At 70.6% G+C, this 23,787-nt stretch carries 15 protein-coding genes and 1 CRISPR repeat array; of the genes, 5 read left to right on the forward strand and 10 right to left on the reverse strand.

Annotated features, from left to right (window positions below; translation table 11 throughout):
• Nucleotides 1–686 precede the first annotated feature (686 nt).
• A CRISPR array of direct repeats spans nt 687–1,386; the repeat unit is 29 nt; unit sequence GGGAACAGCCCCGCACGCGCGGGGACCAC.
• Between the two features lie 128 nt (nt 1,387–1,514).
• The 7 genes from cas2e to casA form a co-directional block, all read right to left on the reverse strand.
• Complete coding sequence (cas2e, locus tag JXZ78_RS19590; RefSeq protein ID WP_030023059.1) at nt 1,515–1,880, reverse strand: type I-E CRISPR-associated endoribonuclease Cas2e; 366 nt, start codon at nt 1,878–1,880, stop codon at nt 1,515–1,517.
• The gene (gene cas1e, locus JXZ78_RS19595; RefSeq protein WP_030023060.1) at nt 1,877–2,824 is read right to left on the reverse strand and encodes a type I-E CRISPR-associated endonuclease Cas1e; all 948 of its coding nucleotides are present in this window, start codon (nt 2,822–2,824) and stop codon (nt 1,877–1,879) included. The genes cas2e and cas1e overlap by 4 nt, the downstream gene beginning before the upstream one ends.
• On the reverse strand, nt 2,821–3,543 hold the full coding sequence (gene cas6e, locus JXZ78_RS19600; protein WP_030023061.1) for a type I-E CRISPR-associated protein Cas6/Cse3/CasE: 723 nt from the start codon (nt 3,541–3,543) through the stop codon (nt 2,821–2,823). Before cas6e ends, cas1e begins: the two co-directional genes overlap by 4 nt.
• Nucleotides 3,543–4,307 (reverse strand): type I-E CRISPR-associated protein Cas5/CasD, encoded by a 765-nt coding sequence (gene cas5e, locus JXZ78_RS19605; protein WP_030023062.1) that lies wholly within the window; start codon nt 4,305–4,307, stop codon nt 3,543–3,545. Before cas5e ends, cas6e begins: the two co-directional genes overlap by 1 nt.
• Nucleotides 4,304–5,521 carry a type I-E CRISPR-associated protein Cas7/Cse4/CasC gene (cas7e, locus tag JXZ78_RS19610; RefSeq protein ID WP_030023063.1) on the reverse strand — a complete coding sequence of 406 codons (1,218 nt, stop codon included), beginning with the start codon at nt 5,519–5,521 and terminating at the stop codon, nt 4,304–4,306. Before cas7e ends, cas5e begins: the two co-directional genes overlap by 4 nt.
• Before the next feature lie 129 nt (nt 5,522–5,650).
• The gene (gene casB, locus JXZ78_RS19615; protein ID WP_063726152.1) at nt 5,651–6,433 is read right to left on the reverse strand and encodes a type I-E CRISPR-associated protein Cse2/CasB; all 783 of its coding nucleotides are present in this window, start codon (nt 6,431–6,433) and stop codon (nt 5,651–5,653) included.
• Between the two features lie 89 nt (nt 6,434–6,522).
• Complete coding sequence (casA, locus tag JXZ78_RS19620; RefSeq protein ID WP_505016628.1) at nt 6,523–11,424, reverse strand: type I-E CRISPR-associated protein Cse1/CasA; 4,902 nt, start codon at nt 11,422–11,424, stop codon at nt 6,523–6,525.
• Nucleotides 11,425–13,183: 1,759 nt separating this feature from the next.
• On the opposite strand from casA, the gene JXZ78_RS19625 reads away from it, so the two are divergent.
• Nucleotides 13,184–13,609 carry a hypothetical protein gene (locus JXZ78_RS19625; RefSeq protein ID WP_030023067.1) on the forward strand — a complete coding sequence of 142 codons (426 nt, stop codon included), beginning with the start codon at nt 13,184–13,186 and terminating at the stop codon, nt 13,607–13,609.
• A 79-nt stretch (nt 13,610–13,688) separates the two neighbouring features.
• Here JXZ78_RS19625 and JXZ78_RS19630 read toward each other — a convergent pair whose 3' ends face one another.
• Nucleotides 13,689–14,045, reverse strand: coding sequence for a PucR family transcriptional regulator (locus JXZ78_RS19630; RefSeq protein WP_030023068.1), 357 nt, complete (start codon nt 14,043–14,045; stop codon nt 13,689–13,691).
• A 217-nt stretch (nt 14,046–14,262) separates the two neighbouring features.
• On the opposite strand from JXZ78_RS19630, the gene JXZ78_RS19635 reads away from it, so the two are divergent.
• The 3 genes from JXZ78_RS19635 to JXZ78_RS19645 all read left to right on the forward strand — a co-directional run bounded on the left by JXZ78_RS19635 (nt 14,263) and on the right by JXZ78_RS19645 (nt 19,132).
• Entirely contained in the window at nt 14,263–18,024 is a 3,762-nt protein-coding gene (locus tag JXZ78_RS19635) for a molybdopterin cofactor-binding domain-containing protein (protein ID WP_275127944.1), read from the forward strand.
• A 117-nt stretch (nt 18,025–18,141) separates the two neighbouring features.
• Nucleotides 18,142–18,543 (forward strand): thioredoxin, encoded by a 402-nt coding sequence (gene trxA / locus JXZ78_RS19640; protein ID WP_030023070.1) that lies wholly within the window; start codon nt 18,142–18,144, stop codon nt 18,541–18,543.
• Nucleotides 18,536–19,132, forward strand: a complete 597-nt coding sequence (locus tag JXZ78_RS19645; protein WP_238783239.1) for a histidine phosphatase family protein — start codon at nt 18,536–18,538, stop codon at nt 19,130–19,132. Before trxA ends, JXZ78_RS19645 begins: the two co-directional genes overlap by 8 nt.
• A gap of 57 nt (nt 19,133–19,189) precedes the next feature.
• Here JXZ78_RS19645 and JXZ78_RS19650 read toward each other — a convergent pair whose 3' ends face one another.
• Nucleotides 19,190–20,221: a rod shape-determining protein gene (locus tag JXZ78_RS19650; RefSeq protein WP_030023072.1), complete on the reverse strand. Its 1,032-nt coding sequence runs from the start codon at nt 20,219–20,221 to the stop codon at nt 19,190–19,192.
• Nucleotides 20,222–20,308: 87 nt separating this feature from the next.
• The gene (locus JXZ78_RS19655; protein WP_050502858.1) at nt 20,309–21,376 is read right to left on the reverse strand and encodes a helix-turn-helix transcriptional regulator; all 1,068 of its coding nucleotides are present in this window, start codon (nt 21,374–21,376) and stop codon (nt 20,309–20,311) included.
• Nucleotides 21,377–21,438: 62 nt separating this feature from the next.
• Here JXZ78_RS19655 and JXZ78_RS19660 point away from each other — a divergent pair, with 62 nt between their 5' ends.
• Complete coding sequence (locus JXZ78_RS19660) at nt 21,439–23,778, forward strand: ATP-binding cassette domain-containing protein (RefSeq protein ID WP_030023074.1); 2,340 nt, start codon at nt 21,439–21,441, stop codon at nt 23,776–23,778.
• Nucleotides 23,779–23,787: the final 9 nt, after the last annotated feature.

A 23,787-nucleotide genomic window follows, 5' to 3' on the forward strand; every position in this document is an offset into this window, starting at 1 on the left:
GTCCCGCACACCGCTGGAAGCCCGACTCGACCCCCGCGAACGCCGCCGCCCCGACGCAGGGGGCCCGGGTCGAAAGTTCCACCGCGCGTGATGCAGGGACGGCTCGGGTGCAGGTCCATCGGCCCCACGGGCGACCCCGGCCACCTGCTTGGTAGACGGCAAAGTAGAGCAACGAGTCTCGCGGAGAAGCCGCAGCAACCGAGGTAGGGCGGGCTCACCACCTCCACAGGGGGTCCTCGGAAGCTGGCCTCCCACACCTGGCCGGCTGTACTACTCAAGAAGTCCCGCTCGACGTGCGGGAAGCGCCATGAGCTTGCACGCAAGGGTCGGCCCTGCGCGCGCGGGAACCACTCAAGGCACCGCCTACTGATAGGCGGTGGTGAGGGAACAGCCCCGCGCGCGCGGGGACCACATGTGGCTGTGGAACAACGCGATCGGCCCGGCGGGAACAGCCCCGCACACGCGGGGACCACGGTATGGCCGTCGGCCACACCTTCACCTGGCGGGCAACAGCCCCGCATGCGCGGGGACCACGACTGAGCAGGGTTGACAGCGGACGCTTCTCAGGGGTCAGCCCCGCACACGCGGGGACCACTGCATGTCCAGCATGAACGCCAGCGCTTCCGGGGAACAGCCCCTCATGTGCGGGACCACGAAGAAGGTGGCGGTGCAGGCATCGGCACCGAGGGGACAGCCCCGCACGCGCGGGGACCACATAAGCGGCGGACCGGATTATGCCGACGAGTCGGGAACAGCCCCGCACGCGCGGGGACCACGCCTCGATGATGTGCACCTGTTCCACGGCCTTGGGAACAGCCCCGCACGCGCGGGGACCACCATGGGCAGGGAGCGGGCGGCGCTGGCGGGCAGGGAACAGCCCCGCACGCGCGGGGACCACCATGGGCAGGGAGCGGGCGGCGCTGGCGGGCAGGGAACAGCCCCGCACGCGCGGGGACCACCACCCGTACCCGCCGGGCCCCTTCTCCGCCGTGGGAACAGCCCCGCACGCGCGGGGACCACCTCGGAGACGATGACGCCGAGGGTGGTGTCCTGGGGACAGCCCCGCACGCGCGGGGACCACCGGGCCCTGCCGTACATCCATGACAGCGTCCAGGGAACAGCCCCGCACGCGCGGGGACCACGACCAGGGTGCTGACGGCAACTGGCAGAGTCTGGGAACAGCCCCGCACGCGCGGGGACCACATGTGGCACAGTCGAAGCACACACCTTGGGGGGGGAACAGCCCCGCACGCGCGGGGACCACGTAGAGGGCGACGTCGACGAGGGGCCGGTCACGGGAACAGCCCCGCACGCGCGGGGACCACCTTATGCACAGAGGGGTAGCCCCTCGCTGGAAGGGAACAGCCCCGCACGCGCGGGGACCACAGGTCGCGACCAGCGGTTTTGTCAGGCGGGGTGGTGGTTTTTGCTCACTTTCCGAGATCCCGGCATAACCGGCATATGTTCAGGCATTCGTTGGCCGCTTCGCTCGTGGATGTCGTGGGCCGATGCTGTCATCGGCGGCCGTACTTGCGGCGTTGGGCGGCCTTGCTCCAGTTTTGTTTCGGTGGTTGGGGTGGGTGGCCGGCTTCCGGTGGGGTGGTTCGGGGGGCTGGTCGGTGCAGGAGGGTAAGGCCTTCGTGGTCGGTGGGGTGCCAAGCGTGGTTGTGGGTGCGGAAGGTGAAGCCTTGTTCGGTGTCTGTCTGGTGGACGAGGAGGGCACGGCCCTTGTCGGAGTACTGGCGGACCTCGTCCCACAACAGGTCACGAATGCGGGCGGTGGGGGAGCCGAGGAAGACGCCGGGGGAAATTTCCAGGAGCCAGCGGGTGAGGAAGCCGCGTAGGCCGGCGGGACAGTTGGCCAGGATGATGACGGTCACCACAGCACCTCGTCGCTGTAGTTGCGGCCGCTTGTCAGGTGGGTGTCACCGTCCGATTGCAGGGTCATGGAGTCTTCGCGGTCCGGGGTGTCGCCGGTGTCTTCGTGGTGGAGCAGGGTTTTGATGTCGCTGACGCAGCGGTCGAGCAGGCCGGTGTCGTTGATGCGGTTGCGCAGGGCGCGGCGGGTGCGGGGGGCGACGTCCTCGCAGCCGTCGGCGGCGGCGTCGAAGGCCGCGGGGATGGCGATGTCGGTCTTGTAGAGGTCGGCGATGTCCAGGACGAAGGAGCGTTCGTGGCCGGAGTGGACGAAGCCCAGGGCCGGGGAGCACCCGAGCGCCGTGACGACGGCGTGGGCGATGCCGTACATGCACTGCGCGGCCGCTGTGACGGCCTGGTTGGGAGCGTCGCCGGCGGCGAAGTTGTCGCGGTGGTAGTCGCGGCGGGTCCAGGGGACGCCGGTGCGGACGGATTCGCGGCGGTAGCAGTCTTTGAGGCGGCGGCCTTCCATGGACAGCAGTTCCTGCCGGGTGCGGCCTGCGGGGTCTTCGTCGGGAAAGCGCAGGCGGTACATGGCGCGGGCGACCTCCAGCCGGGTGTGGCGGTTGGCCCAGGCGTTGGCCTGGGCTTCTGCCAGGGCCGAGGAGCGGGTCAGGGCGCGGCCGCCGGCGTAGAAGCGCACGCCGTGCTCGCCGACCCAGGCCACGCCGGCGCCGCACTCGCCCAGTACGGACATGGCCTGGTGGGTGATGCGCGTGCCGGGGCCCAGCAGGAGGGTGCCGATGGTGGCGGCCGGGATGTGGGTGGTGCCGTCCGCGTCGGTCGCGGTGATGGCGTTGTGGTCGCGGTGCACGGTGCACCGTTCCAGGTAGATGAAGGAGAGCCGGTCGCCGACCCGGGCCAGTTCCCGGGGCGTGGAGGTACTGCGGCGGCTGACGGTGCTCATCGGGCGCCTGCCACGGCCAGCGTCATCAGGCCGCAGCCGTAGGCCTTGGACTTGCCCAGGCCATGGGTGAGGGTGCGGCGGAAGGCGGCAGCATCGGTGATGCGCAGCCGTCCGTCGAAGGTCACCCGGGTGAAGCGGACGTCCTGCCCGGCTTGCTTGGTCGGGGTGCGGCGGAACTGGAGCGGTTGCTGGTCGCGCACGATCAGTTCGTAGGCGTCGCCGTGTTCCGTCAGCCGGCGGTCGGCGCGTTTGGGGACTATTTCGAAGCCGGCCTTCTCCTGGCGCTGGAGCAGCCACTGCATCTGGTGGTGGGGTGTGACGTGGGCGGCACGTTTGGTGCGGGCGCCCGGGGCGTCCTGGGGCAGGCGGATGTGGTGGACGGGGTTGGCGGTCAGCCGGAAGCCCCAGGTGTCCCCGGCCGCGAGGGCATCGAGGAACTCTGCGTAGGCGAAGGTCGTCCAGCCGGGCGTCTCCAGGGTGGGCCAGCCGGCTTGTTCGACAAGATGGGACAGGTCCGGGCGGGCGGGGCTGACGATGAACAGGACGGTTTCGGCCTGGTGGGTGCGGTCCACACGCCACAGGACACGCGGGCCCTGGCCGTCGCGGGCCGGCAGGTCGGGAAAGCCCATGTTGACGGCGCCGTGCATCAAATGGGGCGAGCCGAGCAGCCGACGGGCCTCGGTGCGGCCGGTGTTCACGCGAAAGCGGGTCAGGTACATCAGGTGGTCCTTGGAGGCGGGGACGTCGCTGGTGTTTCAAAGGGAACGGAGGCGAGGCCGGTGGTCGGCTCGTGAGCCGGAGGTGTGGCGTGGTGCGCGGCAGTGGCCTGTGTGCTGCGGATGCCGCGCAGTGCATAGCGACGGTGGCGGGCGTCGTAGCTGACGGGGGTGTCGCGCAGGGAGAAGTCGGGGGTGTCGCCGGGCGGGCAGTCGAGGAGCATGTCCAGGACTTCCGGCCCGGGCGTGGCGCCGTGCCCGGCGGTGCGCTGGAGCTGTTGCACGTACCAGCCAGATGCCTGCCACTCGGCGTGACGCAGGGTCTCTTCCAGGGAGGTGTCCTGCGGCGGGCCCATGGCGAGTGGCTGGGATGGGGGGCAGGAGCGGCGGCCGAGGTAGGGCAGGAAGCGGGGGTACAGCAGCGCTTCGTGGAGTTCCCGGAGCAGCTCCGGGTCGCCTTCGAGGCCGGCGACGAAGACGGCGTCGGCCAGGTAGAAGCGTTCGGACAGCGGCATCGCTTTGCCGGAGTCGGCGTGGTGGGCGGTGTGGAAGTCGCGCAGCCGGGAGCCGGGCTGGTCGATGCGTACGCCGAAGCGCAGTGCGGCCAGGTCGGCGAGGTCCGCCTGGCGCGGGCGGCCCTGGGCGGCGGCGAGCAGGCCGAGGACGCCGCTTTTCGTCGGGGCGTTCTCGGTGCTGCGGCGCGCGAAGCGGGCCGCGGAGCCCCAGGCTTGCAACGGGCCGGCGAGCCGCAGGAGCAGCACGCTCATGCGCCGGACTCCAGACGCCCGGCGACGGCGGCCTCCACTTCCTTGAGCAGTTCCGCCAGCGTGACGCTGGTGCCGAGGTCCTTGAGGGCTTGCGTTTCCTCACCCACGCGTAGGACCCAGCTCGGCTCGCCGTCCGGCACGCCGAATGTCTTTTCCAGTTGCGGCACGTAGCGGCCCAGGCGTTTGCAGGCTTCCTCCAAGAAACCGCCGTTGACGCCCTGCGGAACCGGCCGTTCGAAGGCGCCGACGAAGCTGACGGGGCGGCGGGTGCGGAGCTTGACGATCACGGCGGACGGCAGGGTGTGGTGGCCGAACGTGTTGATCTTCCCGGTGGGCAGCGAGGTGATGAATCCTTCGAGGAAGGCGGCCACAGCCTTCTGTGCGGGAGTCGACGGTGCCTCGTCCGTGCGGAGGCCGGTGCCCAGGGTGCGGTGCAGTTCATCGACGTCGATGGCGGCGTAGCGGTAGAGGGTGGCGGAGTTGAAGTCGATGGAGCCGATCATCCCGGCGCCCGTCTCGGCATCGGTGTTCTTGTCGTCGACCGCGGTGTAGTAATCCGATTCGATCTCGGATTTGTGCACGCTGATCGCGTGGGCGACCTGGGTGGCGGCCTCCACGTTCAGGTCGGTGGAGTCGGCGACCATCCGGCCGAACAGCGCGATGTCCACCGAGTGCCGGGTATCGACCGCCTGCCGGGCCGCTGCCTTGTTCTCTTTCTTCTTCAGGGTCGTCTGGAAGCTCTTGAGGCCGGTGCCGGTGTCCAGGTCGACGGCCAGGGCGGCCAGCGCATCGAGCTGGCGGGTGCTGAGGAACATCAGGTACGCGGACTCCGGCGCCGTGCCGTTCGATCCTTCCGCGCCTTCCTGGCCCTCCTCCTTTGCCTTGCGCTTGGGCACTTCGATCTTGGAGCCGGTCGCCGTGCGGAGCATCTCGGCGGCCAGTTCGACGGCGTGGGCCGGGTCTGTCGTCGGGGCCAGGGCAGTGATCCGTTCGGCCAGCACCTCGGCGACCTTCTTCGTCCGCACACCCAGCTCCGAGGGGGGCAGCAGGTCGTTGAAGGCTTTTCGGGTGGCGCGCTTCCACGCCTGGCTGGAGACCCGCGCCCGTCGGACGCCGCCGTACACAGCGGATTTGGGGGTTCCGGTGTCGTCGCGGTTGAGGTTGCTCGGCGGAACGGTCTGGAGGATGTGGATGTCGAGGATGGTGCGGCTCATCGGGCTCTTCCGTTCTGGCGCTGATAAATGGGTCAGGTACGGGCTTCCGCGGCATGGCGTGGGCTTTGTGCCAGGTGCGGCGGAGCCGGAGGGACACGGCGACGCGGCATGCCGGTGACTGCCGGTGGCTCAGAGACCGGGGTCGGGTCCGTCGCTCTCGGAGAGGGGCGAGGTGTCTTCGGCGTCGTTCTCGTCTTCGCCGCCTGGCCTGGTCTGCCTTCCGTACGACAGGTGCAGATCGCGTCCCCAGGCACGGCGGACGTCCGCCCGCAGGTTCTCGTTCTGCCAGCGGCACAGCTGATCGGCGAGCCGGGCGTAGTCGAGGGGGATGCGTGCAGTGCGCAGCAGCTGTACCACTTCGCGCAGGCGCACTGCGAGCATGTCGAACGAGGTCGAGGTGCCGATGCGGACAAAGCGCTTGCGCAGTGTCTCGTTGAGTTCATCATCCAGACGAGGAGCGGAGCGGGTCTCCTGCCGGCCCGCCTCCGGCTCGTCGGCGGCGGGGGCGGTGCCTCTACCACCCTGTGCCAGGGCACGAACCGCACGCCCGAGGCCCCAACCGGGCTCGTGCATGGCCGCATCGCGAATGGACTGCTGATGCAGCGCCCATAGGGTGACCGCCACATGAACGGCGTCTTCCTCGGCCTGCGTGCTCGTCTCACGCTTGCGGCGTACGTCTTGGTGGAGAAGCTCCGGCGATGCTTCGCCGCCTGCCGGGTCGGTCTCACCCGCTTGCCGGTGCTCTTCCCACACCCGGGCGAGGTCTTCCAACCCGTCGATGCCCCAGATATCCGGGGTCTCGTGAACCGTCCGGCCGGCGGCTCGCCGCAGCTGCGCCAGGATCGCGACGGCAGCCGGCACATCCTGGCGATAGAGGTTCTGAAGCCGTCCGATGCAGCGAGCTGTGGCCAACTCGGGGGCGCTCCGCGGGTGTGCGCTCCGGCGCTGCGGCCGCTTTGAGCTTGCTGTTCGGCGGTCTGCAGGTGGCTGCGGGCCGGTGGTCATAAGGCGGGCTCCGTCTGGTCGTTGCGGCGCATGGATGCAGATGCCGGCACCGGCGCGTTGGTGGGGTCGGTTTCGGGTGACGAGGAGAGACGGCCTGTGGCCTGGAGACCGCCGGGCTGGTCTACAGCCTTGGGCAGAACTTTGTTCAACCGCCGGCGGAACCAAGTCTCCGCGCGCGCATCGTTGACCCAGGTCGGGCCGTACCCGGGAAGCTCGGTGACGCGGCCCTCCGACGCCGCCGGGCCCGCGGAATTCAGCAGATCCCGGCCGAGCCGGAGGATACGGCGACGCACCGTGGCCTGCCACTGCTTGCGTGCCGCATCCGGATCGGAGTACGTGGCCAACGTGGCCAGCCACTGCCGGTAGGGGCCGTCCAGCGTTCCGAAGCCGAGGTCGCGGGCGGTCTGCGTGGCGGGGGCCGCGTCGGTCCCGGCGGCGCGCGCCAGATTCCCGGCAAGGTGGCCCAGGGCGCGTACGGCTTCGTCCGCGTCGGCGACGGCGTCGACCGCCGCCGTACGGAAGGCTCCGTACTCCTGATGCAACAGCACCGCAGGCAGAACCACCGAATCGTCCACGATCTCGTCCACGACGGACTGCTGTGTGCCGTACACGGCGCCGATGAGCCGCAACCGGATCAGCGTCTGCGGATCGAGAATCCCTTCGGTGGTGAGCATCGAAGACCAGCGCACGACTCCGGACGGCAGCGTTTCGCTCGTCCCCCGCCCGCTGTCGTCCGTGGAGGCGCGGCGGGCGCGCAGCAGGCTGTCCAGGCCCCGCCAGGCGGCCCGGCTCGGATCGTGCTGCTGTGGCATGTACACCAGCGGGCGGCCCTGCTTCTTCTCCTGAGCCGGACTGCGCCGCCACACCGACATGGGTTCCAGCTTCCACGGTGCGGACACCGTCAGCGGGTCGCCATACCCCAGGACGACCCCCGCGATGGCGCCGTCCTCGGCATGCAACCGGATCCGACGGGATTGCCAGGTGTACAGGTCCCGCAGCCCGCCCGGCCGGCTGATGTCGGAGGCCGCTCCACGAGGCCCCGGGCCGAACGGCTGCTCCCGCCGCCACGCGGGCAGGTCCTCCCCGCCCGTGCTCACGTGGTCCGTCACCTCCACGATGCCCTCGTCGAGGGCGATGAGGTTCAGCAGCAGTGTCTCGTGAAGATTCGCTCCCTCGGCAAAGATGCCGCCCAGGGTGCCGACCGAGCCCACCCCCAGGGGGTAGACCTTGCCGGCCTTGGCCCGGTCGTCCCCGGCCATGGCGGACTTGATGCCGGACGTGTCGTAGGCGTGGGCGTGCACCAGCCACCGGGTCGCTTCGGCGTACGAGAGCCGGTCCACGCACGGGCGACGCATGGCGAAGAACGGATCGCCGTTGGGGACGTCGGCGACCAGACGGTTCAGCGAGGCGATCTCGTCTTTCTCCGTACGCAATCCACTGACCTGGAAGAACGGCCGCTCGGGGTGCAGAAGATCGAAGCGGCTCTCGTGGTGGGCGAGGTAGTCCAGGACCGGGGCGAACGGCTCGTCCGCCAGCCACAGCTCCTCCCAGTCCTCCAGGTCCGCCGGCCCGTCGAGGGCGTCGTGCACCACAGCGAGCAGCAGCCGTAGCAGCGCCAACTCCTGTGTGGGCACGTCTCCTACGAGCCGCCGCAGCTCGCGGCTTTGTGCGAAGAGGTCGTGCAGTGACAGGTCCTCGGTGCTGCCGTCCAGGCGCTGCACCGGCAGCCACGGACAGGTGACCAGATCGAAGGACGGCGGAACCACAGCGTTGGCCTGAGTGGTGCGAAGCTTCAACAGTCCCACCTCCTCTGCACCCCGCTGCACCCCCGAAGTATCGGCTGACGCCATCTGGCCGGAGGTCTCCTCAGGCAGGGCCGTCGGCGCCGTGTCCGGCACAGGGCTCGTAACCTCACCATCCGCTGCCCGCCCACGATCTTCTCCGTTCCCAGGCACGGTTCCTCCCTCGTCCGGGACCGGCGTGCGCGCGGGTTCGGCCGGGGGCAGCACCCGCAGCCCGTCGTCCTTGCTGTAGCTGAGAACGAAGCCTGCCAGACGGGTCTGACAATCCTCATCGAGAACGAGAAACAACTCCCCTGCCAGCCAAGGGCATTCCTTCACCTGCCAGGCATCCACCCGGAAACGCTCCAGCTCCTCGATGGTCCGGAGGATCACCCAGGGCTTGCAGAACTGCCAGGGCAGCGTGATCGCGCTCGCCGCGGCGGCCTCGGCAGCGCGTCGGCTCGGCAGGAAATCGGTGGGCAGGTCCAAACCGCCCCGCCCGCCGTCCAGCCACGGCACGGTGACCAGTCGGCCGTCCCGCAGCCGCTGGGCGACCAGGACCTCCAGGCTCTCCGGGCTGTCGCGCACCTGCGCACGCCCTTCCGGGCTGTCGTCCGCGTCCCCGGCGTTGGCCTCCAGCCAGCCGATCACCGGCCGCCCCGCCCGGCGCACCGGCCCCAGAAGGAAGCTGCCGGCCGCTTCGCGTTGCTTCCCAAGAAGCTGGAGATGTTCCGCGCGGGCGTCAGCCAGTTTCCCGGTCCACTCGGGAGGGCCGACCTCGGCGCTCCCGTAAACCTCCTGGACCAGCGGGCTGATGCGGTCCGGCAGTACGAGCGGGGCGCCCTCCAGATGCGGGCCCATGGCCGCCAGGGTGCGCAGCAGGAGGTGTTCGCCGTAGATGTAAGCCGAGCCTTTGACCGGCTGCGGCGGAAGGGACGACCAGGCGGCCACTCCGGTCACCAGGCACCGCGCCTGGGCCAGTCGCGACGGCCGCACCCGCGAGTGGCGGTGCAGGCGTCCCATACGCTGCAACAACAGGTCGACGGGGGCGAGGTCGGTCACCAGCAGGTCGAAATCCACGTCGAGCGACTGCTCGACGACCTGACTGGCCACCACCACGTGCGGCCCCGTCGGCCTGTCGCCGCCAGGGCCGAACCGCTCCCGCAACTCCGTGTCTTTGGCTGCCCTATCAGCGGCCAGGAATCGCGAGTGGGCCACGGTCACCGCACCGTCCCCGAACCGCTCCCGCAACTCGTCTGCCGCCTCCAGCACCCGGTCGACGGTGTTGCGCACCACCAACGCACAGCCCCCGTCCGCCAGCTCCGCTGCCAACCGGTCGGCCAGGAGGGCGGGGTCGTCATCCAACCGTTCCAGGCACACGTCCGTACGGCGCCCGGATGCCGCTGCGGGCTGCGACACTAGGGGTGCGGCGTCAGGAGCGACCGCGGTGATCAGCGGATAGGTGTCATCGGGCACCGCCTTCGGCCCCAGTCCGTCTGCGCCCTCCGGCGCCCCCGCGTACGCGGCGGCCAGTGCACGCCTGCGATCGGCCGGCAAGGTGGCCGAAAGCAGCACGACCGGCACGCGGTAGGCCGCCAGCCACTCCAGAACTCGGTCGAGGTAGCGGCTCATATAGGCGTCATATGCGTGAACTTCATCAATAATGACGACCTTGCCCGCCACCGCCAGATGCCGCAGCGCCAGGTGCCTGCTCTTGAGACCCGCGAACAGCACCTGATCGATGGTGCCCACCGCGAAGGAAGCCAGTAGCGCCTTCTTGCGGCCGCGCAGCCACTGATGGGCATGGAGACCAGCGGGCTCGGCGCGCTTAGGGGCGCCCACCGCACCGATCCGGTCGGGCCCGTCCAGGTCCACGGCGGCGATCGCCCGCCGCTCCCGCCGCATCATGCCCGCCCACACATCGTTGAGCGCAGCTTTGGCATGCGCCAGAACGACGGACCGGGGGCCGTCCAGCGGCAACTTGTCCAGCCACGCCAGCAGGCGCGGGAACATGGCATCCCCCGTGGCCCGGGTGGGCAGCGCCACCAGACAGCCGCCCGCCCCGGTCCGCGCCGCCAGAATCTCCGCGGCAGCGAAGGCGGCCTCCGTCTTACCCTCACCCATCGGCGCCTCGATCATCAGCAACCCGGCCGCCGGCATCGTCCGTGCCATCCGCACGGCGTCCTCCTGGGCCGGCCGGATCCGCGCACCCTCGGGCAGGGCGAACCGCTGCGTGAACAGTGTCTCCGCCGCCTGCTCCGGCACCTTCGACGTCCAGGGGCCCGGAAGATCCAAGCCCTGCCACGCGGCCCTCAGCCGGCGAGCCTCGCCGACCGGACCAGCTGGCTGCCAGGACAACGGGTCGTACGGGAAAAGCTCAGGAGCGCTGGCGATCCAATCGGCAAGAATCACGACAGCCGTCAACACCACCTGGACCGGCTGTGGTAACCGGACCGAACGCCACGCGGTGAGGCGCTCCATTACGTTGGCCGATTCGGCACACGCGTCCATCAACTCGTACTGAACACGGCGCCATTCGCCCTCGCTCGGCCCAGGGTGCCGCAACAAGCGCGGGCGCAACTGCAGATCGTGTATCTGCTGATGCTCGGGAGGCGTCCCATGATGACCACCCGCCACCACCGCGAATTGCCCGGATGCGCGGGCAGGCACCCCGAACCGCTCGGCCATCCACTCCTGGAGCAACAACTGCCCCGCCAGGCCGTGAGGCGCCAGACGCCGATCCTGTCCGTACTCCACGGCAGAATGCATGTCGAGCCCGGCAGCGCGCATGGCGTCAGCGAGAGGTTCCACCTGACAGGCGAAGGCGGGCGTGCTCTTGCCGATGTCATGGACGCTAGCGAGAAAGATGACAAGCCGCCGTGCGTCGCCCTCCCCATCAGGAAGCGCCTCGGACAGCAGGCGCTTGATGTTGTCCGCCAGCCACGTGTCCCACAACTTTCCGGCTACTGCACCGGAATCGGCCATGTGCCTCCACAGCGGCAGCCACCCATCGGTCGCCCGATCATGCTTGGCCCAGGCCGTACGGGCGGCAGGGGAGAAGCGCGTCAACTTGGCGGCGCCTGAGGGATAATTCGGGTCCAAAGGCGTAGTCGGCACAGCTGAGCCCTTCTGTGGCACATCAAACAGGCCGGGCGTCGGCTGCGGTGGGCGCGAGCACCCCGCGGGTACGAGTGGGCGGCGTGCCCGGCGGCGCCGGTGAAGCGATGCCGGACACATCCCGGTTAGGCAGGAGAAGCGACCATCTACGGCTGCACCAACATCACGATCACGATGAGGATGACCACTGCGCCCCAAATCCATGGGGCCACTGGCGAAGGCGCGACGGGGCAGGCCGCAAGGAACGCCACGAGCACACCTTGCCAGGTGAGAGATGGTTCCAAGGTCTTGGTGGAACAGCTTTTCATGCGTAGCCTCTCAATGTCTCGACGGTCGATCAATCCGATGGGACGAGCCGAGCCCGGCTACCTCGTGCTAGCGAGGTGGATCAGCGGGCTCGGTTTTTTCTGTGCTGAGGCGCTCGGGGTGTAGCCCTGCGCTGGGTGGAGGAACGCTAGCAGTCTGCAATGCCGTTGTGCATCAACACCCCTTTTCCCGGGCAGAGTTACAACGAAAGCTTCTCAGTTGCCTATGCGTCGATCGTGGCCCGGAAGGGCTTGCATCCTTGCTGGCCTGCTGCTTTGCCCGTCGTTCCGATGGCGTTGCTGGCGTGACGCTCGCGTTGAGGTTGATTACGACAAGCGTCGCTGCGCTGATTGCTTCAGTTCGGCTGTAGACGAAGAGCGGAGGTCGTGTCATGCCAATGGAGGGCTGCGCTCAAGGGTGCTTGTGTGGCCACGCTGAGTCCGTAAGTGGCAAGAGGCACGCTTCGCTGGTGTTCACTTCGGGCTGTCACGGTTGCTGCGGGCACGCGGGAAAGGTGCCATGGACATCAGTGGACGACCGGCCGGGACCCGTAGTCTCCGCGCACACGCCGGGGACCACGTAGCTCACGCCAGCCCAGCCGCGACCAAAATGGGGGCGCCCCCGCACACGCGGGGACCACGCGAGCAAGCAGCTTCGCCGGAGCTTGCCGATGGGGCCACCCCCGCACCTGCGGGGACCACAGGTCGTCGACTGGGGATGAAGACCACCTCCCGGGACCACCTCCCGCACCCGCGGGGAGCACACGATCAGCAGGGCGACCGCACCCATGCCCACGGGACCACCCCCGCACCCGCGGGGAGCACTCACCCGCGTCGGTCCGCCGGCCGGTGAATCGAGGACCACCCCCGCACCCGCGGGGAGCACGTTGCGGGGCAGCGCGGGCGGGCTCGCGGCGGGGGACCACCCCCGCACCCGCGGGGAGCACAGGCCACGACCAGCGGCTTTACCTAGCGGAGCGCGGTTTTTTACTCACTTCTAGAAACTCCGACATCTCTTCCCAAAAGGCGCGTTCGAGGCGGACCTGGAGTGACCTGATCACGCTACTACCTGCAGGCAGTAGTGGACACGCATCGCCGATGTCGTCGTCTCAGAACAGCGCCAGTTGAAGTGCCCAGCCGAGAAGCGCTCTCACGAGCCGTGGCTGAGGGCCATATCGGGGCGGGTCTTTCGCGCCGTCCGCGTACCTGATGGGGGCCAGCGTGATGCGAGAGGGAAGCGCCGCCGGAACCGGTCAGGGGGCCACGTGCCGCGCGGCGTTCGTGTTCGAGGGTGCTTGCGGGGTGAACCACATGGTCAGCAGCTCAGCAGTGCTGTGACCTGATGCCGATTCGAACGCCTCGCTGGCCGGTTGCGCCCGGTGTGGTCCAGGGGGTGGCGGCCGTAGCGTGAGCGCGCCTCTTCTCCGTACGCCGACGAGAAAGGAACGGACGCCATGGCTGTCATCAACCTCATGATCCTCGAAGGGGACGAGCAGGAGCCCGAGGGCTGGACGAAGATCAGCAAGGATCTGAACGCCGGCTCCGGCGGCCAGTACCTGTACTTCGCCTTCGAGACCGACAGCAAGCTCTCCGCACCCAACGCCGCGTTCGGCCCCATCACCGACATCGTCTTCCTGTCCAAGGGCGACGAGCCCCCGCACGGCTACCGCAAGCTCAACAAGGACCTGAACGCCGGCGCGGGCGGCGAGTACATCTACGCCGCCTACACGCGGAACGCCGAGCAGGGTTCGCCGATCAACTCGCTGGACGTCGCGCTCACCGACAACCGTGACTACCAGCCCCCGAAGCCCTGGGAGCGCTACGACAAGGACCTGAACGCGGGCGCGGGCGGGAAGTACGTGTACCTGCTGCACATCTGATCCGGTCGATTCCGGGCGGTTCCGGGCGGGGCGGCGGTTGCCGTCCCGCCTTTCGCGTGGGGGCGGCGCGGCCTGCGGCCTACGCTCCGCCGCCGGTCGTCCCCGCGCGGCACAGCAGGGCGGCGTGCAGGTCGAGGCGGTGGGGGAGGCGGGTGAGGTCGCGGCCGGTGAGGTGTTCTATGCGCTGGATGCGGTAGCGGACGGTGTTGACGTGGAGGTGGAGGGCGGCGGCGGTGCGGGACCACGAGGCGTCGTGGCGGAGGAAGACCTCCAGGGTGTGCAGCAGGGTGCCGGTCCTGTCGTGCTCGGGGAGGAGCGGGCGCAGGGTGCGGGCGCTGAAGACGGCGCGGACGTCGGCGGGTACGGCGGACAGCAGCCGTTCCAGGGTGGCGGGGGCGGAGCTGCCCCCGGGGGCGGGCGGGGTGGTGTGCGGCATGGGGTGCGCTCCTCGTACCGTCCGGGCGCCGGGCCCGGAGCTCTGCCGTGCGCACTCGCCAGGTGAGAGCGCGGAAATGCATCGTAAATGCCAGGGAGAGGGGTGTGTAGTCGCGCTGATGCGGGAGAGAGGCCGAGGAGGTGGGTTGGGGTGGTGGGGGCGGGGTGTGTGTGCGTGGCTGCGGGGGGTTGAGGGGTGTGCTTGTTTCACTCGGGTCATGGATCTGCATGTGGTGCGGGAGGTGCGAGCGGTCCGGGGTGCGGGGGGACGTCTGGCATGGCGGCCGGGTGATGCCTGGCTGGGCGGCGGTACGTATCTCTTTTCCGAGCCTCAACCGGGGGTGCGGCGGCTGCTGGACCTGAGCCGGACGGGCTGGGAGCCGTTCCGGTGGTTGCCGGACGGCGCGCTGGAGATCGCGGCGACGTGCACGGTCGCTGAGGTGTCCCGGTTCGGGAGCAGCGGCGGTGGTGGTGGCTGTAGTAGTAGCGGCGTTGGTGGATTGCCCGTGGGGGCGCTCTTCGAGCAGTGCTGCCGTGCGTTTCTGGCCTCGTTCAAAATCTTGAACACGGCTACCGTCGGCGGGAACCTGTGCCTCGCGCTGCCCGCCGCGCCGATGGTCTCCCTGACGGCGGCGCTGGACGGCACCTGCCTGCTGCTGGGTGGGGGCGGGAGTCAGCGGCAACTGCCGGTGGCGGACCTTGTCACCGGCGCCGGGCGCAACGCGCTGGCGGAGGGCGAGTTGCTGCGCTCGGTCACGTTGCCGTCCCGCGCGCTGGAGCGTCGTACGGCATTCCGGCAGACGTCGCTGTACGGGCTCGGGCGCTCCGCCGCGCTGCTGATCGGGACGCGGGATTTGGTGGACGGGGCGTTCGCCCTGACGATCACCGCCGCCACCGTGCGGCCGGTGCGGCTGCGGTTCCCGGAGCTGCCGTCCGCATCCGAGCTGCGGGCGGCGATCGGGCGGGCCGTGCCGGACGACGGGTGGTTCGACGACGTTCATGGGCTGCCCGAGTGGCGGCGGCACATGACGTATCGGATGGGGGAGGAGATTCGGGAGGAGTTGGGAGCACCGGCTGCGTCTGTACGCCCGCGCCTCCGGCCGTCCTCCTGTACGGACTCCGACACTGCGTCCAATACGGGTACGGACTCCAGCACTGTGTCCAATACGGGTACGGGCTCCCGTACCGCCTCCAGTGCCGCCGTCCGAACTGCCTTCCGTGCCGACATCAACGGCACCCCCACCCGCACCGCCCCCCGCCCCGGCCAGTGCCTGCGCACCTACCTGCGCGAGCGGGGCTGGTTCGGCGTCAAGAAAGGGTGTGACGCCGGGGATTGCGGGGCATGCACGGTGCACGTGGACGGCGAACCCGTGCACAGCTGCGTGTATCCGGCCGTACGCGCCGACGGGCGGTCGGTCACGACCGTCGAAGGGCTGTCCGACGCGGGGGCGGAGGGTGAGGCGAGCGGTCGGCTGCACCCCGTACAGCGGCAGTTCCTGGAGGCGCAGGGGTTCCAGTGCGGGTTCTGTACCGCAGGGTTCGTGATGACGGCTGCCGCGCTCGACGAGGGGCTGCTCGCCGACCTGCCGCGCGCCTTCAAGGGGAACCTGTGCCGCTGTACCGGTTACCGGGCCGTCGAGGACGCCGTACGGGGCGTCCGGCACATCGCGGAACCTGCGGCGGCAGCCACCGTCGGCTGCAACGCGCCCGCGCCCGGCGGCCGGGAAGTGGTCACCGGCACGGCCCGCTACACCTTCGACCTCGACCTCGACCCCGATGACGGCACCGGCGTCCTGTCCGGCCTCCTGCACATGAAACTGCTGCGTTCGCCGCACGCCCACGCGCGGATCACCGCCGTCGACACCCGGGCCGCACTACGGGTGCCGGGCGTGCATGCGGTCTTCACCCACCATGACGCTCCCGACCGCCGCTTCTCCACCGCGCAGCACGAGCGTCCCGAGGACGACCCGCAGGACACCCGGCTGCTGGACGACACGGTCCGTCACGTGGGCCAGCGGGTGGCCGCGGTGGTCGCGGACAGCGAGGCGGCGGCGGAGGAGGGGTGCCGCCGTGTCGAGGTGACGTACGAGGTGCTGCCCGCGGTCCTCACCCCGGAGGAGGCGATGCTGCCGGACGCTCCCGTGGTGCACGTCAGGCGGGATGCGGAACGGTGCGGGGGCGGGCGGTCCGTAGCCAATGTGGCGGGTGAGGTGCATGGGGAGACCGGCGACGTGGAGCGTGGGTTCGACGCGGCCGACGCGGTGTACGAGGAAACCTTCCGCACGCCCCGGGCACAGCACGCGAGCCTGGAAACGCACGGAGCGCTCGCGTATTTCGAGGGCGGTGTCCCGGGCGGTTCAGGCGATTCGGGTGGTTCGGGTGGTTCGGGTGGGGGTGGTCTGGACGGTCGGCGGCTGGTCGTTCGTACCAGTACGCAAGTGCCGTATCTCGTGCGCCGTTCCCTCTGCTCTCTGCTGGACCTGCCGCCCGAGGCCGTCCGGGTCGTCGCGGGGCGGGTCGGCGGTGCTTTCGGCGGGAAGCAGGAGATGCTCGTCGAGGACGTCGTGGCGCTGGCGGCGCTGCGGACCGGGCGCCCGGTCAAGCTGGAGTTCACCCGGGCCGAGCAGTTCCACGGCGCGACGACGCGGCATCCGTTCACCGTACGGGTGAAGGCCGGCGCGCGCCGGGACGGGGCCCTGACCGCGCTCCAGCTGCACGTGGTGTCGGACACCGGTGCGTACGGCAATCACGCCCGGACCGTCCTGACGCACGGATGCGGTGACGCCCTGGCCCTCTACCGCTGCCCGAACAAGAAGGTGGACGGTTTCGCCGTCCACACCCACACCGTCCCCGCCGGCGCCTTCCGCGGTTACGGGGTCGGGCAGGTCGTCTTCGCACTGGAGAGCGCGCTCGACGAGCTGGCGCGGCGGCTGGGCATCGACCCGCTGCTGTTGCGGGAGCGCAATGTGGTGCGGTCCGGCGACGCGCTGGAGACGGTGATGGGCGGGGTGAGCGACCTGCGTATCGGGAGTTACGGGCTGGATGCTTGTCTGAAGGTGCTGCGGGAGGTTTCCGCGTCGGCGGGGACGACCGCACCGACCGGATGGCCGGTGGGCCAGGGCAGTGCCCTCTCGATGATCGCCGCGGCCGGGCCGGGCGGGCACTTCGCCGATGCCCGGATCACGCTCACCGCCGACGGCACGTACGAACTGGCCGTCGGATCGATCGAATCCGGCAGCGGGACCACCACCGCGCTGCGCCAGATCGCCGCCGCCGAGCTGGGCACCACGAGTGCGCGGATCGCCGTACGGCAGGCGGACACCGACGCGGTCGGGCACGACACCGGCGCCTTCGGCTCGGCCGGGACCGTGGTCGAGGGCGAGGCGGTGCTGCGTGCGGCACGGTCCTTGGCGGGGCTGATCAGGGACCGGGCCGCGCGCGGAGGCGGCGACGGGCCGCTCACCGGGTACGGCCACTTCGGCGGGACGCCGCGCACGGTCGCCTTCAACGCGCACTGGTTCCGCGTCGCGGTCGATCCGGACAGCGGGGAGATCCGCATTCTGCGCAGTGTGCACGTGGCGGACGCGGGCACCGTGATCAACCCCATGCAGTGCCGCGGCCAGGTCGAGGGCGGAGTGGCCCAGGCGCTGGGTACGGCGCTCTTCGAGGAGGTACGGCTGGACGGGCGCGGCGCGGTGCGCACGGCGGCGTTCCGCGAGTACCGGCTGCCGGCCTTCGCGGACGTGCCCCGTACCGAGGTGTATCTCACAGCCACGTCCGACACGATCGGCCCGGCGGGCGCGAAGTCGATGAGCGAGAGCCCCTTCAATCCGGTCGCGCCGGCCCTGGCCAACGCGGTCCGGGACGCCACCGGGGTGCGCTTCCCCCGGCTGCCGCTGGCCCGGGACCGGGTGTGGCGGGAGCTGGCGCGAGGGGGGCCGGGGACGCCGCCGTACGGCTGTGGAAATTCATATGGATAGGTCGGCGTTTGCTGGGCAGGGGTGCGGGACGGTCCGGCGTGCGGAATAGGTCGGGCGACGAACCCGTTGTCGCAGCGGGACCGAGAAGAGACCGGAACCGGAAGCAGGGAAGTACGCATGAGCACCGTAGAGCTCACCAAGGACAACTTCGACGAGATCGTCTCGGGGAACGAGTTCGTCCTGATCGATTTTTGGGCCGAGTGGTGCGGCCCGTGCAAGCAGTTCGGCCCGGTTTTCGAACGGTCGTCCGAGAAGCACGACGACCTGGTCTACGCGAAGGTCGACACGGAGGCGCAGCCCGAGCTGGCGGCCGCCTTCCAGATCCAGTCGATCCCGACCGTCATGATCGTCCGCGAGAACATCGCGGTGTTCTCGCAGCCCGGCGCGCTGCCGGAGGAGGCCCTGGAGGACGTCATCGGCCAGGCCCGCAACCTGGACATGGACGAGGTCCGCGCCTCCGTCGAAGAGGCCCAGCAGCAGGAGGCCCAGAAGCAGGAGGGGCAGGCCGCCGGTGAGTGAACTGCTCCTGATCCGCCACGGCGAGACGGAGTGGAGCAGATCGGGACAGCACACCAGCTGGACCGACCTGCCGCTCACCGCCCGCGGTGAGGAGCAGGCCCGCTCCCTGCGGCCGGTCCTGGCCGGCCGGAAGATCGGCGCGGTGCTCTCCAGCCCGCTGCAGCGGGCCCGGCGCACCGCCGAGCTGGCCGGCCTGCCGGACCCGCGGATCGACGCAGACCTGAGCGAATGGGACTACGGCGGGTACGAGGGCATCTCCACCGACGAGATCCACCGCACCCGTCCCGACTGGTTCCTGTTCAGCGACGGCGTGACCGCCGGGCCCCCGGAGCACCCGGGCGAGTCGCCCGAGCAGGTCGGCGCGCGCGCCGACCGGGTGCTCGCCCGCATCGAGGAAGAGCTGCGTACGGCGGACGGCGATGTGGTGCTGGTCGGCCACGGGCACTTCCAGCGGGTGCTGACGGCTCGCCGACTGGGGCTGTCGCCGTCGGCGGGCGCGCTGTTCACCTTCGAGACGGGCACGGTCGGCATCCTCGGCGAGGAGCACGGGCGGCCCGCGGTGGTGGGGTGGAACACCCGGACGTTGTGAGGGGCGGGGCCGGAGCCGGGATGCCCGGCTGCACCGGCCGGCCCCTCACGTGGCCGTTCACGTGGCCATCGGATCGAGGTGCAGGGGCTCCACCTTGCCCTCGATCATGGCGCCCAGCCCCAGCACCGCACAGGTGTCCGGCCGGTCCGCGATGTGCACCGGCATGGTCGTGGCCTGCCGGATCATCGACTGCAGGCCGGGGATCAGCGCGCTGCCGCCCGCCAGCATGATGCCGCGCTCGCCCAGGTCCGCCACCAGGTCCGGCGGGCAGCGCCGCAGCACCGACCCGATCCCGTCCAGGATGGTGGTCAGCGGTGAGGCGATGGCCCGCTGGACCGGCTCGGTCTCGACCATGACCGAACGGGCCAGCCCGCTGACCACGTCCCGGCCGTGCACCTCGGTCGGACCCGCCGCCAGGTCGCCGTTGTTGGAGAGCATCAGGTGCAGCGGCCGTACGGACTGGCCCGGCAGCAGCAGCTTGTGATGCAGCCTCAGGTGCTGGACGACGGCGTGGTCGATGGCGTTGCCGCCCACCGCGACGGTCTCCGCCGCCACGATCGAACCGAGGGAGAGCACCGCGATCTGCGTGGTTCCCGCCCCGCACACCACGATCATGGTGGCCTCGGGGTGCTCCACCGGCAGGTCGCAGCCGACCGCCGCGGCGACCAGCGTGTCGACCATCTCCACCCGGCGGGCGCCGATCCCGTTCAGGGTCTCCACCGCGGCCCGCTGCGCCAGCGGCTCACTGCCGTACGGCAGGCAGATCGCGGCCCGCATGGTGGGCCGGCGCCGCCACGCCTTGCGCAGCTTGTCGTCTACCAGGTTGCGCAGCAGCCGCTGGGCCATGTCGATGTCCACGACGGTGCCGCCGGCGACCGGGCGCACGACGCGGATGTGGTCCGGCGTGCGGCCGTCCATCACCTCGGCGCGGTCCCCGACGGCGATCAGTGCGCCGGTGCGGATGTTGACGGCCGCGACGGTCGGCTGGTCCACCGCCAGGCCCTGGTTCTTGATGTACATCCGGGTGCGGGCCGCGCCCAGGTCGACGGCGACCGAGCAACGGAGCAACTGTGCCAGGCTGGCGGTCATGGATGGTGCCTCCCCGGGGAGCGTTCGGCAGTACGGGCCGAGTGGCCGCCGGCGGCCACTCGTGATCCATCGTGTGCCAACGGTTCGTCAGGTGCGCGTTGGGAAGGTCCGGTTGGGGGACGCCGGGGGCCGAGGGGTGGGGGAGGTGCTGGAAGTGCCGGTGGGGCCGGAGCGCTGTGCGGCGCCGAGCAGGCGGCTGCCCAGCTCATGCAAGTAAGCGATCAGTTCCGGCGGTTCGTGCACCTCGAAGGGGACGCCCAGCAGGCCGAGCCGGAACGCGAGCCAGTCCAGCGCGTCGCCTCCCGTACGCAGCAGGCAGGAGTCCGGGGTGAGCGGCTCCAGGAGGCCGCTGCCCGCGGGGAGCCGGGCGGCCGCGTCCTCCAGGGTGGTGTGCAGCGTGACCAGCGCCCGGTGCCGGGCGCGATGGCTGGTGACGGATTCGGCGACGAACGCGGCGGCGTCGGCGGCCGGCGGCCGGCGGTCCGGTACGCAGCGCGCTCCGGTGAGCCGCGGGCCGTCGGCCCGGTCCACCCGGTCCACGCGGTACGTACGCCAGTCGGCGCGGTCCAGGTCGTACGCGACGAGATACCACCGCCGGTCCGCGCTGACCAGCCGATACGGCTCGGCGTGCCGCTTGCTCGGGGTGCCGTCCGCCGCCGCGTACGCGAAGCGCACCCGCTCGCGGCGGTGGCACGCGGTGGCGAGGGCGGCCAGCACGGCCGGATCGGTGACGGGGGCCTCGCCACCGCCGGTGAGCAGGCCGTAGAGCGGGACGGTGGCCTCCTGTAGGGCGGTGACCCGGCCCCGCAGCCGGGCGGGCAGTACCTGTTCCAGCTTGGCCAGCGCCCGTACGGAGGTCTCCGCCACGTCAGCGACCGTGCCGCCCGCCGCGGCGTGCAGGCCCACGGCGATGGCGACGGCCTCCTCGTCGTCCAGGAGGAGCGGCGGCATCGCGGTGCCGGAGGCGAGGCGGTAGCCGCCGACGGCGCCGATGGCCGCGTCCACGGGATAGCCGAGGCCGCGCAGCCGGTCGATGTCGCGGCGGACCGTGCGCGGGCTGACGCCCAGCCGTTCGGCCAGTTCGGTGCCGGTCCGCTCGCGGCCGGTCTGGAGGAGCGTGAGCAGCTTCAGGAGGCGCGCCGGGGTGTCGCTCATGGTCCCAGGGTGCCGGAGAAGGCGGCCATGTTCCGACCTACTTCGTTCCTAGCGTGGCGGGTATGGGAGCGACGTACGAGGACAGCATCAGGATCACCGGCGCACGGGAGCACAACCTCAAGGACGTGGACCTGGAGATCCCCAAGGGGCGCATCACCGTCTTCACCGGGGTGTCCGGCTCGGGCAAGTCCTCGGTGGTCTTCGACACGGTGGCGGTGGAGTCGCAGCGCCAGCTGAACGAGACCTTCACCTGGTACGTGCGCAACCAGCTGCCCAAACACGAACGGCCCAAGGCCGACACCATCGAGCGGCTCTCCCCGGCGATCGTCGTGGACCAGCGGCCCCTCGGCGGCGGCGCGCGCTCCACCGTCGGCACGCTGACCGACATCTACGCCATCCTGCGGGTGCTCTACTCCCGGTGCGGCACGCCGAGTGCCGGTGAGGCCTCCGCGTACTCCTTCAACGATCCGGCCGGCATGTGTCCCGAGTGCGCCGGGCTGGGCCGTACCACCCGTATCGACCTCGACCGTTTCCTGGACACCGGCCGCTCCCTCGACGAGGGCGCGATCCGCTTCCCGCCGCTCGCCGTCGGCACGGCGGGCTGGCAGATCTACGCGACCTCCGGCCTCTTCGATCCGGGCAAACCCCTGGACCGGTACAGCCCGCAGGAGTGGGACCTGCTCCTGTACGGCAAGGGGTTCACCGTCAAGCGTGGTGAGCGGGCCTACAACAACACGTACGAGGGACTGGTCGAGAACTTCGACCGGCGCTATGTGAAGCGGGACCTCTCGGCGCTCTCCGAGAAGACCAGGGACCTGGTGCGCGGCTTCGTACGGGAGGGGACCTGCCCGCTGTGCGAGGGCGCGCGGCTGACCGCGGCGGCCTTGAAGTCCCTGGTCGCGGGGCGGTCCATCGCCGAAATGGCGGCGCTGGAGGTCACCGAGCTGAGCGACATCCTGCGCGGTGTCGACCCGGCCGAGGAGCCGGTGGGCGCGGCCGTCGCGGCGCGGGCGGTCACCGCGCTGGACCGGCTGACCGCCATCGGTCTCGGGTACCTCAGTCTCGACCGGCCGGCCGCCACCCTGTCCGGCGGGGAGGGGCAGCGGCTGAAGATGGTGCGTCACCTGGGCAGCAGCCTGACGGGTATGACGTACGTCTTCGACGAGCCGAGCACCGGGCTGCACCCCAGCGACGTACGCCGCCTCAACGACCTCCTGGTGCGCTTGCGCGACAAGGGCAACACCGTCCTCGTCGTCGAACACGACCGGGACGTCATCGCCGTCGCTGACCACGTGGTGGACATGGGGCCCGGGGCCGGGGCGCACGGCGGCGAGGTGGTCTACGCGGGGACGGTGCGCGGGCTGGCGGCCGCCGACACGCCTACGGGGCGCGGGCTGCGGCGCGTGACGGGCGTGAAGGCGGACGTCCGTACGCCGGGGGACTGGCTGACCGTACGGGACGTGACGCTGCACAACCTCAAGGGCGTGGACTTCCGCGTGCCCACCGGGGTGCTCACGGTCGTCACCGGGGTGGCGGGATCCGGCAAGAGCACCCTGGTGTCCGAGGCGTTCGTGGGGGCGTACCCGGAGGCCGTGGTGGTCGACCAGTCGGCGATCGGGGTGTCCGCGCGGTCCACTCCGGCCACGTACCTCGGGGCGATGGACGCGGTCCGGGGGCTCTTCGCGCGCGAGAACGGCGTACCGGCGGGGATGTTCAGCTTCAACGCCGCCGGAGCGTGCGAGGCGTGCCGGGGGCGCGGGGTGATCCACACGGACCTGGCATACATGGACCCGGTGACCTCGACCTGTGAGACGTGCCGGGGACGGCGCTACAAGGACGAGGTGCTCGGCCTGACCCTGTGCGGCAGGTCGGTCGCGGACGTGCTGGAGATGACGGCGGAGGAGGCGGTGGTGTTCTTCGGGGCGGGCGGCCCGGCCCCCGCTGGGAGCGGTGGCGACGAGGCGGCAGGGATCGTGCGGAAGCTGGCGGCCCTCGTCGAGGTCGGGCTCGGTTACCTGGCGCTCGGGCAGTCGGTGTCTTCCCTGTCCGGCGGCGAGCGGCAACGCCTCAAACTGGCCACCCGGCTGCACCGTACGGGGAGCGTGTACGTGCTCGACGAGCCGACCACCGGGCTGCACATGGCCGATGTGGCGGGCCTGCTGGAACTGCTCGACCGGCTGGTGGACGACGGCAACACCGTCCTGGTGATCGAGCACGATCTCGACGTGGTCAAGCGCGCGGACTGGGTGATCGACCTCGGGCCCGGTGGCGGCCGGAGGGGCGGCGAGATCGTGTACGCCGGGACGCCGCGCGGCCTGCTGTCGGCGCGCGGTTCGGCCACGGCCGACTGCATGCGGGCCTCACTCGACGGCCAGCCGGCTGCGGCCTCGGCTGACGGCTGACTGTCCGCG

Origin of the sequence: Streptomyces monomycini, from assembly GCF_022271435.1 — a bacterium.
Classification (GTDB): domain Bacteria; phylum Actinomycetota; class Actinomycetes; order Streptomycetales; family Streptomycetaceae; genus Streptomyces; species Streptomyces monomycini.

Coding starts and splice junctions, on each gene's coding strand:
- cas7e (WP_030023063.1), bottom strand. CDS start 5,521: ATGAGCCGCACCATCCTCGACATCCACATCCTCCAGACCGTTCCGCCG.
- cas6e (WP_030023061.1), bottom strand. CDS start 3,543: ATGTACCTGACCCGCTTTCGCGTGAACACCGGCCGCACCGAGGCCCGT.
- cas1e (WP_030023060.1), bottom strand. CDS start 2,824: ATGAGCACCGTCAGCCGCCGCAGTACCTCCACGCCCCGGGAACTGGCC.
- JXZ78_RS19635 (WP_275127944.1), top strand. CDS start 14,263: ATGGATCTGCATGTGGTGCGGGAGGTGCGAGCGGTCCGGGGTGCGGGG.
- JXZ78_RS19630 (WP_030023068.1), bottom strand. CDS start 14,045: ATGCCGCACACCACCCCGCCCGCCCCCGGGGGCAGCTCCGCCCCCGCC.
- JXZ78_RS19625 (WP_030023067.1), top strand. CDS start 13,184: ATGGCTGTCATCAACCTCATGATCCTCGAAGGGGACGAGCAGGAGCCC.
- JXZ78_RS19660 (WP_030023074.1), top strand. CDS start 21,439: ATGGGAGCGACGTACGAGGACAGCATCAGGATCACCGGCGCACGGGAG.
- cas5e (WP_030023062.1), bottom strand. CDS start 4,307: ATGAGCGTGCTGCTCCTGCGGCTCGCCGGCCCGTTGCAAGCCTGGGGC.
- trxA (WP_030023070.1), top strand. CDS start 18,142: ATGAGCACCGTAGAGCTCACCAAGGACAACTTCGACGAGATCGTCTCG.
- JXZ78_RS19655 (WP_050502858.1), bottom strand. CDS start 21,376: ATGAGCGACACCCCGGCGCGCCTCCTGAAGCTGCTCACGCTCCTCCAG.
- JXZ78_RS19650 (WP_030023072.1), bottom strand. CDS start 20,221: ATGACCGCCAGCCTGGCACAGTTGCTCCGTTGCTCGGTCGCCGTCGAC.